The 15854-nt window shown below is 40.3% G+C and carries 19 protein-coding genes; 5 read left to right on the top strand and 14 right to left on the bottom strand.

Annotated elements, in window-relative coordinates; all coding sequences use genetic code 11:
* Positions 1 to 46: 46 nt before the first annotated feature.
* From MsAc7_RS02080 to MsAc7_RS02110, 7 genes are all read right to left on the bottom strand, one after another.
* Positions 47 to 514, bottom strand: coding sequence for a hypothetical protein (locus MsAc7_RS02080; RefSeq protein ID WP_338102952.1), 468 nt, complete (start codon positions 512 to 514; stop codon positions 47 to 49).
* A gap of 101 nt (positions 515 to 615) precedes the next feature.
* Positions 616 to 1482: a DUF1638 domain-containing protein gene (locus tag MsAc7_RS02085; RefSeq protein ID WP_338103448.1), complete on the bottom strand. Its 867-nt coding sequence runs from the start codon at positions 1480 to 1482 to the stop codon at positions 616 to 618.
* Positions 1483 to 1597: 115 nt separating this feature from the next.
* A complete protein-coding gene (locus MsAc7_RS02090; RefSeq protein ID WP_338102953.1) occupies positions 1598 to 2407 on the bottom strand; it encodes a DUF1638 domain-containing protein in 810 nt (269 codons plus the stop codon).
* A 223-nt stretch (positions 2408 to 2630) separates the two neighbouring features.
* Positions 2631 to 2765, bottom strand: coding sequence for a hypothetical protein (locus MsAc7_RS02095; protein WP_338102954.1), 135 nt, complete (start codon positions 2763 to 2765; stop codon positions 2631 to 2633).
* A gap of 564 nt (positions 2766 to 3329) precedes the next feature.
* Positions 3330 to 4136, bottom strand: coding sequence for a cytochrome b/b6 domain-containing protein (locus MsAc7_RS02100; protein ID WP_338102955.1), 807 nt, complete (start codon positions 4134 to 4136; stop codon positions 3330 to 3332).
* A gap of 13 nt (positions 4137 to 4149) precedes the next feature.
* A complete protein-coding gene (locus MsAc7_RS02105) occupies positions 4150 to 5952 on the bottom strand; it encodes a nickel-dependent hydrogenase large subunit (protein WP_338102956.1) in 1803 nt (600 codons plus the stop codon).
* A 6-nt stretch (positions 5953 to 5958) separates the two neighbouring features.
* Positions 5959 to 7104, bottom strand: a complete 1146-nt coding sequence (locus MsAc7_RS02110) for a hydrogenase small subunit (protein WP_338102957.1) — start codon at positions 7102 to 7104, stop codon at positions 5959 to 5961.
* 656 nt (positions 7105 to 7760) lie between these two features.
* Between MsAc7_RS02110 and MsAc7_RS02115 the strand changes: the two genes are divergently transcribed.
* Complete coding sequence (locus tag MsAc7_RS02115) at positions 7761 to 8279, top strand: matrixin family metalloprotease (protein ID WP_338102958.1); 519 nt, start codon at positions 7761 to 7763, stop codon at positions 8277 to 8279.
* A gap of 8 nt (positions 8280 to 8287) precedes the next feature.
* Positions 8288 to 8953, top strand: coding sequence for a hypothetical protein (locus MsAc7_RS02120; protein WP_338102959.1), 666 nt, complete (start codon positions 8288 to 8290; stop codon positions 8951 to 8953).
* 58 nt (positions 8954 to 9011) lie between these two features.
* On the opposite strand, the gene MsAc7_RS02125 is transcribed toward MsAc7_RS02120, so the two are convergent.
* From MsAc7_RS02125 to MsAc7_RS02135, 3 genes are all read right to left on the bottom strand, one after another.
* A complete protein-coding gene (locus MsAc7_RS02125) occupies positions 9012 to 9524 on the bottom strand; it encodes a hypothetical protein (protein WP_338102960.1) in 513 nt (170 codons plus the stop codon).
* 322 nt (positions 9525 to 9846) lie between these two features.
* Positions 9847 to 10203, bottom strand: a complete 357-nt coding sequence (locus tag MsAc7_RS02130) for a DUF2073 domain-containing protein (protein WP_338102961.1) — start codon at positions 10201 to 10203, stop codon at positions 9847 to 9849.
* Positions 10204 to 10208: 5 nt separating this feature from the next.
* A complete protein-coding gene (locus tag MsAc7_RS02135) occupies positions 10209 to 10856 on the bottom strand; it encodes an Era-like GTP-binding protein (RefSeq protein WP_338102962.1) in 648 nt (215 codons plus the stop codon).
* 293 nt (positions 10857 to 11149) lie between these two features.
* On the opposite strand from MsAc7_RS02135, the gene MsAc7_RS02140 reads away from it, so the two are divergent.
* Positions 11150 to 11440: a chorismate mutase gene (locus MsAc7_RS02140; RefSeq protein ID WP_338102963.1), complete on the top strand. Its 291-nt coding sequence runs from the start codon at positions 11150 to 11152 to the stop codon at positions 11438 to 11440.
* 334 nt (positions 11441 to 11774) lie between these two features.
* Complete coding sequence (locus MsAc7_RS02145; RefSeq protein WP_338102964.1) at positions 11775 to 11897, top strand: hypothetical protein; 123 nt, start codon at positions 11775 to 11777, stop codon at positions 11895 to 11897.
* Here MsAc7_RS02145 and MsAc7_RS02150 read toward each other — a convergent pair.
* Positions 11894 to 12616, bottom strand: a complete 723-nt coding sequence (locus tag MsAc7_RS02150) for a DUF5714 domain-containing protein (protein ID WP_338102965.1) — start codon at positions 12614 to 12616, stop codon at positions 11894 to 11896. The two genes, MsAc7_RS02145 and MsAc7_RS02150, sit on opposite strands and share 4 nt — an antisense overlap.
* Before the next feature lie 109 nt (positions 12617 to 12725).
* On the opposite strand from MsAc7_RS02150, the gene MsAc7_RS02155 reads away from it, so the two are divergent.
* The gene (locus tag MsAc7_RS02155) at positions 12726 to 13643 is read left to right on the top strand and encodes an alpha/beta hydrolase (protein ID WP_338102966.1); all 918 of its coding nucleotides are present in this window, start codon (positions 12726 to 12728) and stop codon (positions 13641 to 13643) included.
* Between the two features lie 91 nt (positions 13644 to 13734).
* Here MsAc7_RS02155 and MsAc7_RS02160 read toward each other — a convergent pair whose 3' ends face one another.
* From MsAc7_RS02160 to MsAc7_RS02170, 3 genes are all read right to left on the bottom strand, one after another.
* Positions 13735 to 14001 (bottom strand): hypothetical protein, encoded by a 267-nt coding sequence (locus MsAc7_RS02160; RefSeq protein ID WP_338102967.1) that lies wholly within the window; start codon positions 13999 to 14001, stop codon positions 13735 to 13737.
* A gap of 480 nt (positions 14002 to 14481) precedes the next feature.
* Entirely contained in the window at positions 14482 to 15021 is a 540-nt protein-coding gene (locus MsAc7_RS02165) for a TIR domain-containing protein (protein ID WP_338102968.1), read from the bottom strand.
* Positions 15018 to 15854: a macro domain-containing protein gene (locus MsAc7_RS02170; protein WP_338102969.1), complete on the bottom strand. Its 837-nt coding sequence runs from the start codon at positions 15852 to 15854 to the stop codon at positions 15018 to 15020. Before MsAc7_RS02170 ends, MsAc7_RS02165 begins: the two co-directional genes overlap by 4 nt.

Here is a 15854-nt window from a genome sequence, read left to right on the forward strand (position 1 = left end):
ATACGGGAAGAAATGTATTTAAGTTTTGTCTTAAATTATTCTTCAATTATTTACCATTTTGCTGTTTTTGCTTTTGGCTGTTCATTTTTGCTTTCGATTGTCCCGAAAGCGGCTTTAATGGAAGGGCGACGATGCTGTAAGAGAAAAACACGCCGAGAAGCAGCTGGACAACCAAAAAGAGACCGGCGCCGCTGAGCAGATGTTTCAAAACGATTTCCGGAAACAGGTCAAAATAAAGTCCGGCATACAGCGCAACCAACGACAGTAAAAACAAAATCTCGTACACGAAAAGCCATGTGTTTTTCTTGGTGACCTGGAAATACCGAAGCAGGATGAACCAAACAACAATATTAATGACCAAAAGCGCCGCAATGATATAGGTCGCAAGCGGCAAGAGGTTTTCAGCGGTCACCGGCGTCTCGGACGGCAAAAAGAAGTACTTTAACGTAATAATCGCCAAAATACCCACCATAAAATTCATCACGCCCAGCTTTTCCTGTTTTGTCATACTCATTGATAGTTCCCCATTTTTCGAATTGATTCGTTCGATTCAACTTGAATTTACTGAATTTTTAAATTTAATTTGAATTTATTGAATTTCAAATTAATTTTCAATTAAACTTGAATTTTTTGTTTCATTTTTCGGTAGCAATCTTCAAATATTTTTTGATTGCCGCCGTCCAATTGAATTATTTTGAAATTGTATTTGTCCGCAAACTTTTGGGCGTTTTCTTCCACGTTTTTCGTATAAGAAAGTCCGGTATCAAGAAGAGCGGTCTGCTTATAGCCGGATGCTTCAAACATAAATTTGTTCATCTCATACATCTTTTCGTTTGAGAATCCGGAAACGGCCTGGCCGTATCCGAAAAAGTCGGTTGCAGCGTACTGCGCGTACATCGGCGTTAAAATAAAAGTGCCGACGCCTTTGAAACTTTTAAGCAGCTGCGCATATTTTTGCCGGCCGCCGATGGCACCGCCGATGCAATCGTCAATGATGATGCCGTCCGAATCTCTTAAGATTAAAACCGGACAATTTTCATCCCTAAAATCGTCTTCCACCGTCAAAAGCACATTTCCGCAAAGACCGTAGAAAAGAAAAACGCCGTCAACTTTCGGCATCATGATCGGCAAGTCATGATAAACTTGTAGTTTCAATTTTTTCGGGACTTCATGAAGCCCTAAATCCAACTGCCAAACCACCAAGGAAATTGTTTCCGGATCGGCATCCGCCGAGTTTTGGTCATTCAGCTCATTGCAAGCCGGCAGTGGAAGTTCATTCAAATCCTCCGGACCCTTTCGAATCCGGTTTGGAAGAATATCAACGGATGGAATAAGTTTATAAGAAATATCCATTTCATTCAGCTTTTGAACAAAGTCAATGTGTTCGCCGTTTTCAACAATCAAAATCTCGCCGATATCCGGGTCATTTTGAATGAGATAAACGATTTCATCCTGAAGCATTTTACAAGCCAAAATTCCCATCAAAGACACGAAAACCACCGATTCATTCTATTTTTTACTTTTAATTATTGAGTTCCTTATTTTATTCATTAATTTATTCATTAATTTATTCATTAATTTTATTCATTAAAACAGATCAAGCTTTAACCAACATACATTTCAATTTCAGGAAACAGTTTTCGAAAACTTCCTGATTTCCGCCATCCATTTCAAAAATTTCAAAATGATACATCTCGGCAAACCTCTTAACGTTGTCGAGCGTGTCGCCCGTATACGTCAATCCGGTATCAAGGCGGGCGATTCGTTTGTAGTTGGACGCTTCAAACATGAATTTATTCATTTCAATGATTTGTTCTTCAGACAACTTTTGAGCCGCACTCATCCGCTTGTATTGGAAAAACTCATCTATCGTCGCCTCATACATCGGTGTGAAAATAAATGTCCCGACGCCGCCGAAGCTTTTAAGCAGATTGGCGTATGTTTTCCGGCTGCCGAGAGTCGCGCCGATGCAATCATCCGCAATGTTGCCGTCCCGATCCCTCAAAATTACAATCGGACAAATGTCTTTGAAATCGTCTTCCACATTTCCGAGAACATTTCCGCAAAGACCGTAAAAGAGCAGGATTCCGTCCGCTTTTTTTGAAAACTCGGAAAGCCGGTCATAAACTTCCACCTTCAGCCGTTTCGGCGTTTCATGAAGCCCAAGTTCCAATTGCCAGACGACCAACGAAAGACCTTCGGAATTCGAAGAGGAATCAACATCAGGCAATTCAGAAATATGGCTGACCGGTTTGAAATCAATGTTGCAATCCCGCAATTTGTGAACAAATTCGATGTGCTCGCCATTTGTAACGACGTAAACGGTCTCAATGTCCGGATTTTGTTGAATCAAATAAACAATTTCATCTTGAAGCATTTTACAGGCCAAAATTCCCATCGTTGTCATAAAATCACTTTTGAGATGAATCGAAATGAACAAAATTTAAACTAATATTCAACTAAAGATTAATAAATCCTTTGAAAAAAAACATATATAATAACGGAAAATCAAAATAAATGAATAAAGAATGAACGAATAAGAATAAACGAATAAAAGAATAAACGAAAGAATAAACGAACAAAGAATAAACGAACAAAGAATAAAGAATGAATAATATTTACGGGTTGAGTCAGGCAAACCGTCCCGCAAAATCAGATGCGACAGCATCTGTATTTTGCGGATACCAATTAAATTTACAATTTTGAATTGTACCTTCTGTTTTCAGTTTCCGATTGCATCTGCTGCTTTCAGTTTCCGATTGCATCTGCTGCTTTCAGTTTCCGATTGCATCTGCTGTTTTCAGTTTCCGATTGCATCTGCTGTTTTCAGTTTCCAATTGTACCTGCTGTTTTCAGTTTCCGATGGCATCTGCTGTTTTCAGTTTCCGATGGCATCTGCTGTTTTCAGTTTCCGATTGCATCTGCTGTTTTCAGTTTCCGATGGCATCTGCTGCTTTCAGTTTCCGATTGCATCTGCTGTTTTCAGTTTCCAATTGTACCTGCTGTTTTCAGTTTCCGATGGCATCTGCAGCTTACAATTACAGATTGTATCCGACCACTACTGTACTCAATCTTGTTCATCGGAATCCGAATAAACAGATGCGATACGCATCTGTTTATTCGGGAGGGTTTGCTTGTTTTAAAAAAATGAGGAGCTGTTTTCATTGAAGTTACAAAAATAGACTCTGAAGCTCTTGAACTCCAAATGAAAATGGGGCGCCGTAACGCGCGCGTACGCAACGCGCAAACAAAAAACGAAACAAAAAACTCAAAAAAGAAAAAAGGAAGTTGAGTTTTCACTCAACCTTCATATTTTAATTTAATTTTAATTACTTGTGGTGGGCGTTTTCAACAACTTCCACAACCGGCCCGTCGAGATCTTCTTGTCCGTTGATAAAGATGGATTTCCAGTACTTGAAAACCTTGGGGTCGAATTCCAAGATAAAGACGTGGACGATCAATTCAAAGACGAAGAAGTACGTGAGCGCCAAGTGGACCCAGCGGATGAGTTCCAGGCCGTTCATGTTGAACCATTGACCGATCCAGTTGAAAATCCAGGTGATCCATTCCGCGATCGGAAGACCAAGGACAGACCAATCCACTTTGTACAGCACAATACCGGTGATGAAGATCAAGAAGATACACATTCCTTCCAGAACGATCAAGATCTTAAACATCGGGTGAAGCTTCGTCACATAGTGGCCGGTTTTCTTGTCATAGACGGTAAACGGCGGGTATTCGGCTTGTTTTCCGAAGAAGTTGAGAATCATGCCTTTCAAACGCAGGAAGTCATCTTTTCCAAAGATGTAAGCGCTCTTAAAGTGGCTGACAATTCCCTTGACGCCGCCTTCGGCATAACCTTCCGCCATGATTCCGTACGGAACCAAAATCCAGTTGGTCACGATCAAAACCGGAACAGCGATCATGTGCCAGGCTCTTGCGTTGTGAAACGTAATGAAATCCCAGCGGAAGTAAATCGCAAAACCGGTGAAGAGAAGCACCAGCATGGCAATTGCGTGGAAAGTGTGCGTCCACCGGGCAATCCAGTCATAACGCTTCACGGTTGCCTTTTCTTCGGCAGTCGCCTGAACTTTCTTGGCGGGCTTTGTTTTGTTATCCTTTACATTTTCGGTCATTTACATAACCCCCTCAGAACAACTCGTAGTTTCTCGGAGCGTTCTTTCCGGTCGCGTCAATGGTGTGAATCGCACAAGCGATACACGGGTCGTAGGAACGGCCGACGTGCATAATCGCAACAGGGTTCGTGTAGTCGGCGCCGAGAACGTTGTCAATACCGGAAATCGCATTTCCGACAAGGGCTTGTTCAACCGGGCTTGGAACACCGTTTTCATCTCTCGGACCCAAGTTCCAGGTACTCGGAACGATGGCCTGATAGTTTTTAACTTTTCCGGAACCGTCGGTGCTGACCCAGTGGCCGAGCGCGCCGCGCGGGGCTTCCCAAAGTCCCATACCTTTGCCGTCTTTGGCGGCATTGAAGTCAAGACTGGTTGCGAATTTGCGGTCAGCGGGGTCAATCTCATTGAGCCAGCTAACGATTTGGTTGGCCAAAATGGCGGTCTCGTGCATACGGGCAAGCATTCTGGTATAAACGTTTGCCGGGGACATGCCTGCGTTGGCAAAGGCCTGAGCCAATCCGATGATCAGCGGGTCTTGAGCCACAATCAAACGGGCAAGCGGTCCGACTTCGGCCGGAATGCCGTTGTAACGCGGGGCTTTGAGCCAGCTGTATTTGGATTCAACCGGACCTTCGTATTCAATTTGGCCGGCATCGGCGACCGGAACAGTGGTTCCGTCGTACGGGTGTCTGGAAACGACATCTTCCGGATCGTTGTAGAAGGCACATTGAATGCTTTCGGTAATCTTGGACGGGTCGAGTTCTTCATATTTCAAATTGCCGGAAACAACACCGGACGTCAGGAAGCGCTCGCCGGCTTTGCTTTCCGGAGAGTATCCTTCAACGTCGCTCTTGTAGTAAGCGCCGTAAGAGAGGAAGCTGATGGTGTTCGGGTTTGTGTATCCGCCAAGCTTGTCAAGTCTTAAGCTGGCCGGAAGGCCGAGAATTTTCTCACCGACGAGTTCGGAACCAAACGCTGCAAAGAGTTCGACATCTTTCCAGCCATTGGCTCTGGAGAAATCGTTATTCTTGGTCTTGTTCACCAAGCTTGTCAAGTGGTCAACGACGAATTTAACGGCAGCGTCCGGAGATTTTGCACCGGCTGTATTGGCCACCCATTGGTCAACCGGAACACCGAGAGTGTAGTTGTTGACGAAGTCCATCACTTTTAAGTAAATCGCGGCCGCTTTGTTGATTTCAAATTCGTCCGGCGTACATGTGACACCGCCGGCACGGGTAACGGCTTGGTGGGGCATTTTACCGCCGAAAAGGGCAATAGCTTCCTGGAGTCTTTTCTTTTCCGGAATGGCGTTAATGTAACTGCTTCCGACCGGAACCGGTTTTCCGTCAATGGTGTAGCTGATCGGCGCAAAACGTCCGACCAATTCGCCCCAGACAGCTTGTCCGGTGGCGCCAAGTCCCAATGTGGAGCTGGTCAAAACATCTCTGTATCTCGGGTTCGCCAAGTCGGGACCGAATAAAATGTAGATATGCGTCGCATGGCTCGCAATCATGTTAGCGGCCTGAATGAAGTTTCGGACGGCCAACGCATTTTTCGGAATGCTTCCGGCAACACCGTAAAGATCATCAAGCGCGTTTGTTGCGGTCATGGAGTGGGAAATCGGACAAACACCGCAAATTCTGGCAACGTGAAGGGAAGCGTCTCTCGGATCTTTGTTTTGGAGCATGCGTTCAAATCCTCTGAAAAGCATACCGGCACTTTGTGCGTACGAAACATATCCTTTGCTGTCGACTTCGGCAGACACGCGCATGTGTCCTTCAATTCTGGTTAACGGGTCAACTGTAACTTTTACCATTTTTCATCACTCCTTCTTCATTCTGCGGACAGCGTGGACACCGGCGGCAACAACGGCGGCACCGATAACAAACGCTGCGACCATTCCCATGTTAACGCCGAATAAGATTTCAACGCTTTCCTTTTCTTCATAGAAGGGCATGGATCCGTTCGGGAAGATGGGCTCAACACAAGCAATGCAGGGACCGCCGGCTTGCATACAAAGGCTGGTTCCGTCGTTCCATTTACGAAGGGCACAGTCGGCATGGACATACGGCGCTTTACAGCCGATTTTCCAGAGGCAGCCGCCTTGCGCGATGTCTTTGTCAAGAACACCGCGGTCATAGTATCCGCGGCGCGGGCAGTTGTCATGCAAAACAACATTGGGCGGGTAGTAGACTTTCGGCCGGCCATCGGCATCAAGCCAGTCGGGGTCGTTTAAGTCGAATTTGCCGAGCAAAAGTCCCGCCACGGTTAAAAAGAACCAGTCGGGGTGAGCCGGACAGCCGGGTAAGTTAACGCAGGGCTTTTGAATGCCGAGAAGCTGCATCATACCGCCGTTTCGGTCGGTTTCGGTTTGCATAACGCCTTTAAAGTCGCAGTATTTTTTGGTATCGGCATCGGTCACAGTAATTCCACCGTAAGTGGCACAGGTTCCGATTGCAATAATTGCGTTAGCATTCTTAGCGGCATGTTCGAACACGGACTTGAAGGTGTTTCCACCGTACATACAGATTTTACCGGTTCCATCCGGACCGTTTCCGATTGAACCTTCAACAACTAAAATGTAGTTGCCGGCTTCAATCAAGTTGTGGAGAAGAATTTCGGCATTTAAGTCCGCAGTGTTGACGAGTTTCCCGTCATTGAAAATGCCTTGTTGCGCCAAAAGCGTTTCATGGTAGGTCAAGCTGATGTTCAGTTGGCGAAGCGCGTCTGCAAACTCCGGTTTTTCACCGTTGAGCGCAGATTCTGAACAGCCGGTACATTCGGCGCCGTGAAGCCACAACACTTTTGTTTCAGAGAAAGCCAACGCGTCTGCGAGTTGGTTTCCATAAATTGAAACAAAGCTTGTCGCTCCGAGGGCCGCGACCGCCTTTAAAAACGTACGGCGATCCATCTTGAGGACATCAAGATTTTTGAATTGATCAATGATATTTAATTTTTCACTAGCCATTTGAAAACCCTCTACTGTAAACATTAATTAATAGTAGCCTGTGACTATATCCTACATGCTGTATATAAACGTTTTCCACTAATCGTAATTATAAAACGTGTTGAATGGACGGATTTGAGCAGAAATTATAATGACAAATATATATTAAAAATGCCGACAACCGGAATTCAAAAAAAGGAGCAATCGACAGATTCAACCCTTTGAAAAAAGATTCGTATTAACGAAAAAATTTAACCAACCTCATGGATTTATCGGATAAATGAAAAAAATTGTACACGATATGAAATCAATAAGTGAGGCATTATTTACATGATTTTACATGACAAGTTTAAAAATGCAGTGTCTGAGATACGTTCATTGCTCCTTATTCTTTACCGATTTGACATCCCAATTGCCCATATCTTTTAATTCATAAAACAGTTTGAGGATATAATTGTCTTTTCCGTTCCAGTAGAAGTCTTTTTTGAGCATTTTTTGTTTTTCGAGTTCTTTTAAATGATTCCCATTATAAAAAATGAAATAATTTAATGTATTCTAATAATAATTTATTTGCACTTAAGCGCAATTTATTTATATATAAATATATAAAAATTTAATTGTTTAATTCTAAAAGAATTAAACCATGTTTAATAAATATTAGGAAAATAGGTGATAACATGAAAAAAGTAATATTAGGACTAATTTTATTAATATTAATTGCAGGGACCCTTATAGCTCCCGCATCAGCCGACTCTTGGCAAAACAAAAGAGCCCCAATTGTTTTTGGAGCGTTTCCCTCAGCATATGAGCAACCTGTATTAAATGCAATGGGAACATGGAACACTGCCGGCAGCAATTTTTCATTTTATTATGACTCCTCACGTTCACGATTTGAACCGAGATCTATAGCATTTTATATGGGAAATACCATAAATACAAGCTCGGCCGCAGCATCCACAAATTACATATCAAACGGATATATCGTTGATTCAGTGATTACATTTAACTCAAGTTGTAATTGGACAACAAACGGATCACGAGCCCCGGATGTTCAAACAGTTGCCTTGCATGAGCTTGGACATTCTGCAGGAGTAGGTCACACATCAAATTCCAGCGATGTGATGTGGAGCGGAGCTCTTCCGGTAAGAAGAAATTTAACAACAAATGACAAAAACGCACTTAAAAGCTTATATTGAGGGATTTTATGAAATTCAAAAATATTACCGTTATAGTTATTCTTCTGGTTATACTTGCCTCTGCATTCATAATAGTAGGAGTGAAAAATGAAAATCAGGTTAAACTTGAGAATGAAAAGATAAATTACATGTACCTTAGAAACATTCAGGAAGTAACTGAAACATATGAATACTCTATGACAACATCCAGTACTCCAATTTACATTCCGGAAGATGAAATGGAAAACTATTCAAGCCTCATTATAATAGGTACAGTTAAGGAAGTTTTGCCGGCGAGGTGGAGTACAGATAGTGGTTTAAGCCCCACGGAAGAAGATAAAAAATCAATTTTCCCGTCTCAGCACGGTATTTACCACGACATAGCAATAGAGGTTGAAGAAGTCTATAAAGGCGATTTGCCGAATAAAGATAATAACATTGTTTATGTTCGCCAAGTTGGAGGAACCGCTGACGGATATAATCTTGAAAATTTAGATGGAACCGACCTCTACAAAGGAGAACGTGTCATATTGTATCTTTTGGAGGATACCGGAGGATTAACAAAAGACATCTCCCCCGTTCACTACTTTATGTATACAAACGAGTGGGTTTTCTTTATCATCGACGATGATACAATTATCGATGGAAATGGAAACAAAATTGATGAAAAATCAGACAGAATTCCAAAAAAATAACTGAAAAATTGAATATAATAATGTCATGAAAAAATCCCATTGTTTTCATTTTCTTTTTTTATTGCTCTTTATTTTTAACGGCCTTGACATCCCAATTGCCCATATCTTTTAATTCATAAAACAGTTTGAGGATATCATTGTCTTTTCCGTTCCAGTAGAAGTCTTTTTTGAGCGTTTTTTGTTTTTCAAGTTCTTTAAAAAAAGAAACGGTTAAATGGTAAAGCGCTTTTTCGGAAGAGAAAGGAATGTTAAAGGTAACGCGGTATTTTCCGTTGTGGCGCCCGTAGGCGACGAGTGTGTAACCCATGGTTTGATAAAGCGGGATGTCGTCAAAATCACATAAGATTTCCATTTCGTGAGACGTTGAATTATCCACAACGGAAATGCTCTTCAGAATTTTTCCGATCGCGTAATCCGTCACTTGACGATTGAGCGACATGGAGATTTTCCCGTAAGTACATATAAGCGTGATGTTTTCATTGCCCATTTCAAAAGAAATCAAGTTCTGAGGACCAAGTCCCGGAATTTTAGAGCTTCCTTTTTCCTGAAATTGATTTTCTTTTTGCAACAAAACAACACCTGCCAAAATTGTTTTTGGTCAAAACATGATTATACTTGATTAATTATTATAGATTTTGCATTCGGATACCATCAAATAGAACACGTTGATTTAAAAATTTTGCTAAATATAATCATAATAAAACTATAATTAAATACCATAAAAATAAAAGTATCATCAACTTGTAGAGAACAAATGAATGATTCTAACGGCCTTTAAATAAACGGTTATAACGCACGTGGCATAACACACTGTACCGCTCAAAAAAACAAAAAAACAAAACAAAAAAACAAAACAAAAAAACAAAACAAAAAAACAAAATAATGCATTTGCATTATTTTGTTGACACTAACGTGCTGATTAAAGAGTTGTCCTTTCGGAGTGTTTTTAACTGATTTGCCGGTCCGATAACGGTCAATTTTTGCTGGCCGGAATCTTTTTTGAGCAATTTTCCCAAAAAGGAAGAATTGTTTTCACGCGGGTAGCTCTCGATTTCAAGACCGACGAAATCATCATGAATTTCGCTCATCGTCATTTCGATCAATTTTGCTTCTTCCATCGGGTCGAGTCCCTTTTCAAGCACCATGATTTTTCCTTTCCGGACTTCGTCAATGATGTAACGGACCTTTTCGGTCGAACCCATTTTGGACAGCTTGGCGTCGGAAACCAAATCTAACTGAATGTCGCTCATTTGAATCACCCGAATTGTTTGGCGACAGCTTCGTAAAAGGTTTCCATGTTGGTCCCTTCAAGAGCGGAAATCGAAATAAACGGATGTTGCGGAAAAGCCTCCCGGATAGCATCCGGATCCGAATTTGGAAGGTCGATTTTGTTGGCGACAATCAACAAAGGAAGTTTTCGAGCTTCCATGTTTCCGATGACGGTGACATTAACTTGGGTGTACGGGTTTTCCGTGGCGTCCATCACCAAAATGACGCCGTCCAAATCATCCAGCCATTTGACAGATTCAATAACGCCTTCCGTTGCTTCCTTGGAACGCTGCTTGGACTCTTTTTCGCCCATGCCTTCTTTCATGAAGTCGTGGAAGTCGATTTTGGTGGCGAGGCCGGGTGTGTCAACAACATCCAGGCAGATTTTATTGCCTTTGGATTCGATTTCCAATTTGTGGTGGCGTTGCGCTTTTCGGGTTTCGTGCGCAATGTGAGAAACAGATCCAAGCGGCTCGATCGAGCTTTCATCTCTCCAATCTTTGACGATGCGGTTGGCAAGTGTTGTCTTTCCGGCATTTGGCGGGCCATAGATACCGATACATGCATTTTTCTTCTTGAATAATTTACCGAAAAATTTTGAAAATCTATTTTTGACGCTGCTAACGACACTCATGTTTTTCCTCCAAACGGAAAAATTGACTAGGCTCTAATAGAAAATATATTGAATTGAAATGTGTTTGTCATATATATTTCGTAAGGGAAATATAGATAAGCAAAAATGTTAGACCTAGTATTTATAAATTTCAGGACAATCATGAGAATCCTTCTAAAAATATTCACGATTTGGGAGAAATGGCAGAACAAATAATCCGATAAAAGTCAGAATGAAATTTATATAATAAGCGGATTCTATTGATTTAATTGCATTATTGCAAAAACATTTATCAATGGCGTGAGGCGAAAAAAATGACCGGCAAATTGGAAGCAACCCGAGAAAAGATGAGGCTCATCGACCGGGAAATCGTGGATTTGATCGAGATCAGAACGAATTTGGCCAGCGATATTCTTTCTTCCAAAAAAGAAATGAATAAGCCGATTCGTGATGAAGAGCAAATGCAAAAAGTGCTCGACCGGGCTTCAAGTTTGGCGGTTGAAAAAAATCTGGATGTTGAAGCCGTCCGGCAAATTTTTGAAATACTGATTCAGATGAGCATTGACAAACAAAACGAATACAGCGGAAACATGAACGTCGTTTAAAAAAAATTCCTTCGCTCCGCTTCGGAATTTTTCAAGGGGCGAGGAGAGTCTGTTTCCAAAAAGTTCGCTGCGCGAACGGCTCCCTTCGGTCGCGGAAAAATTCGCAGGCGGCTCTTTATTTATGAATCAAGCAAACCGCCCCGCAAAATCAGACGCCTTGCGTCTGTATTTTGCGGATTTCATGGGCAATAAGATGGGATGGGAACAGCAGATGCAAACTGCAAGATAGAAACGGCAGATGCAAGCTGCAAAATGGAAACAGCAGTTGCAAACTGAAAAATAGAAACGGCAGATGCAAACTGCAATAATAGAAACAGCAGGTGCAAACTGCAAAATGGAAACAGCAGATGCAAGCTGCAAAATGGAAACGGCAGATGCAAACTGCAAAATAGAAACAGCAGATGCAAACAGCCCCTCTCATCAAAAACCATTTGCAAACTTTGAATCTCAAAATTAATCAGACGGATATTTCGGAAATCCGGCGTAAAAAATGCATTTTTCTTTTTTGCACTCTTTGTTGTTCATGTAAAATTCACATTGAATCCGTTCCGGTTTTTCCATGAAAACACCAAGATGCTCTTCGCTGAACCGGACGGCTTGTAAGACGGCCAGACACGAATCTCGTTTGCAGCAACGCGGACCGCCGTTTTTTGAAATATCGTTGAGGCTTTGCGCGGTCATCCGGTTGGCAAGGCTCCATTCATTTTCGGAAAGCGGCGTTGCTTTTGTCGCGACGCTTACAAAAATACCGGTCCCAATGGCGGCACCGCAGCTTCCCCAAAATCCGCAAATGCCGCCCGGTACATTTTTCGCTCGTTGGCGGGCCGTTGCTAAACTTTCGTTTAAGTCGATATTCCCTCCGGAATTTCGATAGGCGGCAAGCAATGCGGCCGGCACCAAATAGTGATGTTCCGGCCCGTGCATGTTAACAGCCGGAGATTTCATCATCTCAAAAGCAATCAAAACCGGATCTTTGCTTCGGCTGTTTAAAGCATAAAATGTAATGGCGGCAATTCCTTTTTGAGCATGGCAGTCGTTGCAAACGAAATGCCCGTCCTCGCAAGCCACTTCGGATTCAAACGTTTTTTGGCATACGGCGCAAGAGAACGTTTTGGCTGGTTTGAAATATTTCAGACTTTTTCCACAAATGAAACAGCCGCTTATTTTGTTTTCCATTCTTCCCCCTCTTTTTCTTCTTTTTTCTCTTTTCTTTTTTCTTTTTTCTTTTTTTATTTCTCTATTCGTGTAATAAATTTAATATCTTTTGCCGATAAAAATAACGGCTATGAAAAAGAAGAATCTTTTTATTATTTTGGTTGTCGCCGTTGTTTTCATCTCCGCCGTTTTGCTGCTTTTGATGTCCGGCGGGAAAAATCCGGCGACATATTCCGATATTCATTACGGCCCGGACGCGAGAAACACGATGGACATTTATCTCCCGGACTCGGCGGAAAACATGACCGGCGACGTTCCTGCATTTGTGTATATCCACGGCGGCAGCTGGATTGAAGGCAGCAAAGAAGAAGGGGAAGGTTATGCAAAAGGACTCAACAGCAACGGTTATGCGGTCATTTCGATTAATTACCGGTATTTGTCGGACGATGTTGACGGTTGTGACATTATGGACGATGTTGATTTGGCGATGAAGTGGATTCAAGAAAACGGAGACGATTATCACATTCGAACCGACAAAATCGCTGTTGGCGGCGACAGCGCCGGCGGACATTTGGCGATGCTTTATGCGTATTCCTATAAAAATCCGCCCGTTCCGATTGCGTTTGTGGTCTCAAACGTCGGTCCTTTGGATTTGTCAGATCCCGGCGTTTTTTCAAATCCTTATGCGGAAGAAGGAACAGATTACTTCTTTTGGGAGCTTCTCAATATGCTCGCCGGCACAAACTACACGATGGAAGAGATGAAAGTCGGCGCAACGCCGGATCTTTTGAAGGCGTCGCCGATTTATTATGTTGACGCGAATTCGCCACCGACGATTTTTGCTTATGGTGTGAAAGACGAGCTTGTGCCTTTCAGCAATGTTGAACGCATGCAGGAAAAGGTTTCAAATCTTTCGGGATTTGAGCATGAATTTTTCATTTTTGAGAATTCAGGGCATGAGTTGAATAAGGAGGGGGAGGATCAATCTGTGGCTGAGGAGTATTATAGGGCGGTTTTTGAGGGGTTGGGGAGGTATTTGCCGAAATAATTCTCCTATATATTTTTAAAATTGATTTTATAAAAAATGAAATAAATGGTATGATGGATTTTGAATCTATTTAGTAAATTAATACTTATCTTCAATCAATTCTAATACTTTTTTCATTTACCTTTTGACGAATTAAATCAATGAACAAGTTTAACCATTTCGAAGACTCGTTATTTGGATGAGCTATCGTTTCGAAAAGATTGAAAACTTTGAGTTTTGTGATCAGTTTTTCTATTTGTTCAATGCTGTGTGTTTCTACGAAAACAGAGGCTGTAAATTCTTTTAATGTTGAATTGGAAGATTCAGGAAGGGTAGCTATGGCATTAATTGTTGCAAATTCAAAAATTTCTTGATTCATTTTATCACTCTTGTAATAATTACACATATAACGATTTATTATTTTCTAAAATAAGTATTTGAAGAATTAGAAAGAACATTATATATCGCTTGTTTTAATCGAAAAATTAAAACAAAAATCAATTTTGTTCAAGGTATTATATCATAAATATGACCACAGTTCCTACATCTCGTAGCATATCTTTCTTGGTAATTATAGAAACTTTTATACACATCGGACCAATTAGATTCACCACATCTACCACATTTTAAATTTCCATTCATTCTTAAACAGTCTGCCATTTTTTTGCCTTTTAATTTTTAGTCAAATAAATATTAATTTATGATTTTACAAAAATTCTGTCGGCATTGTTTTGCATGAAAAGAACTCAATTAGTCAGACTTTTCATACAAAATTCTCAACCTTCAATAAAAAATGATACATATCTCTTGACTTCCTCTACAAATTTTGAATTGATTTGAAAATACACCTTTATTTTTTCTAATGCAATATAGCAGAATTAGACTTTCGGTCATATCTATATATTGCATTTTTCTTACCTAAAACATCGTTTACCCCAAAATTATCAATTGCCCATTTAATCTCATCTTTTTCAAATTTTACATAAATTATTTTTGCTGTTTTGTTTTTAATTCTTTCTTTTAATACTTCTGGAAGTTGATTTTGGTCCCCATATGTTACAGAATCTGTATAAGCAACTATTATTGGAATTTGTCTCTTGTCAACGGCTTCAACGATTTCATGTTCCAATATTTCACTGCAATTTTTAGTATTTTCCGTAACAATTAAAAGTAATGACTTGGAGTCTTTAAGTCGCTCACTTAATCTACCTTTTAAAGTAGATTCGGAACTTGTGTCTTTTACTTGGTATGTTTTTTCATGACTATTAACGAAATTAAAGTCTATTCCGTCATTGTTATTCCATGCTTTCAGAATGTTATAGTATCTAATATCTGATTCAGTGGGTATATTTGTTCCACACCCATTAAAAGCTATATAAACTCCATTTCTATAAGTCATACAAACATCTCCTTTAATTTGTATAAATTAATTTTATCTTGTTTTTCCGGAAGAATTATAATTGATATTTTTGATGGATATGTAAACTTAATTCTGCTGATTTTAAAAGACCAAATAAGTAATTCGATCAATTCTTGGTCTGAAATATCACAATATTCTTTGAATCTGGTAATTCCAGATCCGAATAATGGAACTGAAACAGATTTCCCCCCATATATGATATCTATTTCATTCCAAAATGTCATAAGGAAATTTATATAATCTAACATATACAAATATGCACGATCATTTCCATCAAATTTTGAAAATGCAGTCAAAATATATTCATCTCTATATTTTACAACGCTTCCCAATTTATATTTTTGTTTTTTACCTGTATTTCGTTTGTCATTATATTCCATTCGGTGTTCTTTTAATCGTAAATCTTTTGAAATAAGATCATCAATTTCATTTTTATCTTCTCTATTTACAAAGATGCCGTTTAATGATTTCTCAGATATTATTTGATTATCAACCAATGTATCAAAATATTCATTAAAAGGAATTGTTTTAAAATAAAATTGATCAAATATATTCCCAAATTTAACTTCAACCTCTGAATTGTTTATTTTTAATATAATATCTTTTTTTGTATTAGCACAGTGCCACATGATTACATATAATATGGTAAGAACTAACAATAGAATCATTATTCCAATTATTTTTTGCATCCAGGATTCTAAAAATAATGAACCGACTCCAAATAATGTAATAATTCCAAAAGCATATCCTGAATAGTTCTTTCTTAATTGTCTATCAAAGTAGGTAATTTTTTTCTTCAATATTTCACCCAT

Source organism: Methanolapillus millepedarum (assembly GCF_032594115.1).
In the GTDB taxonomy this organism is placed as follows: Archaea; Halobacteriota; Methanosarcinia; order Methanosarcinales; family Methanosarcinaceae; genus Methanolapillus; species Methanolapillus millepedarum.

Bases quoted from the DNA above. Each gene is read 5' to 3' on its own strand.
- MsAc7_RS02080 (WP_338102952.1), bottom strand. From the start codon at position 514: ATGAGTATGACAAAACAGGAAAAGCTGGGCGTGATGAATTTTATGGTG.
- MsAc7_RS02085 (WP_338103448.1), bottom strand. From the start codon at position 1,482: ATGGGAATTTTGGCTTGTAAAATGCTTCAGGATGAAATCGTTTATCTC.
- MsAc7_RS02090 (WP_338102953.1), bottom strand. From the start codon at position 2,407: ATGACAACGATGGGAATTTTGGCCTGTAAAATGCTTCAAGATGAAATT.
- MsAc7_RS02095 (WP_338102954.1), bottom strand. From the start codon at position 2,765: ATGCAATCGGAAACTGAAAGCAGCAGATGCAATCGGAAACTGAAAACA.
- MsAc7_RS02100 (WP_338102955.1), bottom strand. From the start codon at position 4,136: ATGACCGAAAATGTAAAGGATAACAAAACAAAGCCCGCCAAGAAAGTT.
- MsAc7_RS02105 (WP_338102956.1), bottom strand. From the start codon at position 5,952: ATGGTAAAAGTTACAGTTGACCCGTTAACCAGAATTGAAGGACACATG.
- MsAc7_RS02110 (WP_338102957.1), bottom strand. From the start codon at position 7,104: ATGGCTAGTGAAAAATTAAATATCATTGATCAATTCAAAAATCTTGAT.
- MsAc7_RS02115 (WP_338102958.1), top strand. From the start codon at position 7,761: ATGAAAAAAGTAATATTAGGACTAATTTTATTAATATTAATTGCAGGG.
- MsAc7_RS02120 (WP_338102959.1), top strand. From the start codon at position 8,288: ATGAAATTCAAAAATATTACCGTTATAGTTATTCTTCTGGTTATACTT.
- MsAc7_RS02130 (WP_338102961.1), bottom strand. From the start codon at position 10,203: ATGAGCGACATTCAGTTAGATTTGGTTTCCGACGCCAAGCTGTCCAAA.
- MsAc7_RS02135 (WP_338102962.1), bottom strand. From the start codon at position 10,856: ATGAGTGTCGTTAGCAGCGTCAAAAATAGATTTTCAAAATTTTTCGGT.
- MsAc7_RS02140 (WP_338102963.1), top strand. From the start codon at position 11,150: ATGACCGGCAAATTGGAAGCAACCCGAGAAAAGATGAGGCTCATCGAC.
- MsAc7_RS02145 (WP_338102964.1), top strand. From the start codon at position 11,775: ATGGAAACAGCAGATGCAAGCTGCAAAATGGAAACGGCAGATGCAAAC.
- MsAc7_RS02150 (WP_338102965.1), bottom strand. From the start codon at position 12,616: ATGGAAAACAAAATAAGCGGCTGTTTCATTTGTGGAAAAAGTCTGAAA.
- MsAc7_RS02155 (WP_338102966.1), top strand. From the start codon at position 12,726: ATGAAAAAGAAGAATCTTTTTATTATTTTGGTTGTCGCCGTTGTTTTC.
- MsAc7_RS02160 (WP_338102967.1), bottom strand. From the start codon at position 14,001: ATGAATCAAGAAATTTTTGAATTTGCAACAATTAATGCCATAGCTACC.
- MsAc7_RS02165 (WP_338102968.1), bottom strand. From the start codon at position 15,021: ATGACTTATAGAAATGGAGTTTATATAGCTTTTAATGGGTGTGGAACA.
- MsAc7_RS02170 (WP_338102969.1), bottom strand. From the start codon at position 15,854: ATGGGTGAAATATTGAAGAAAAAAATTACCTACTTTGATAGACAATTA.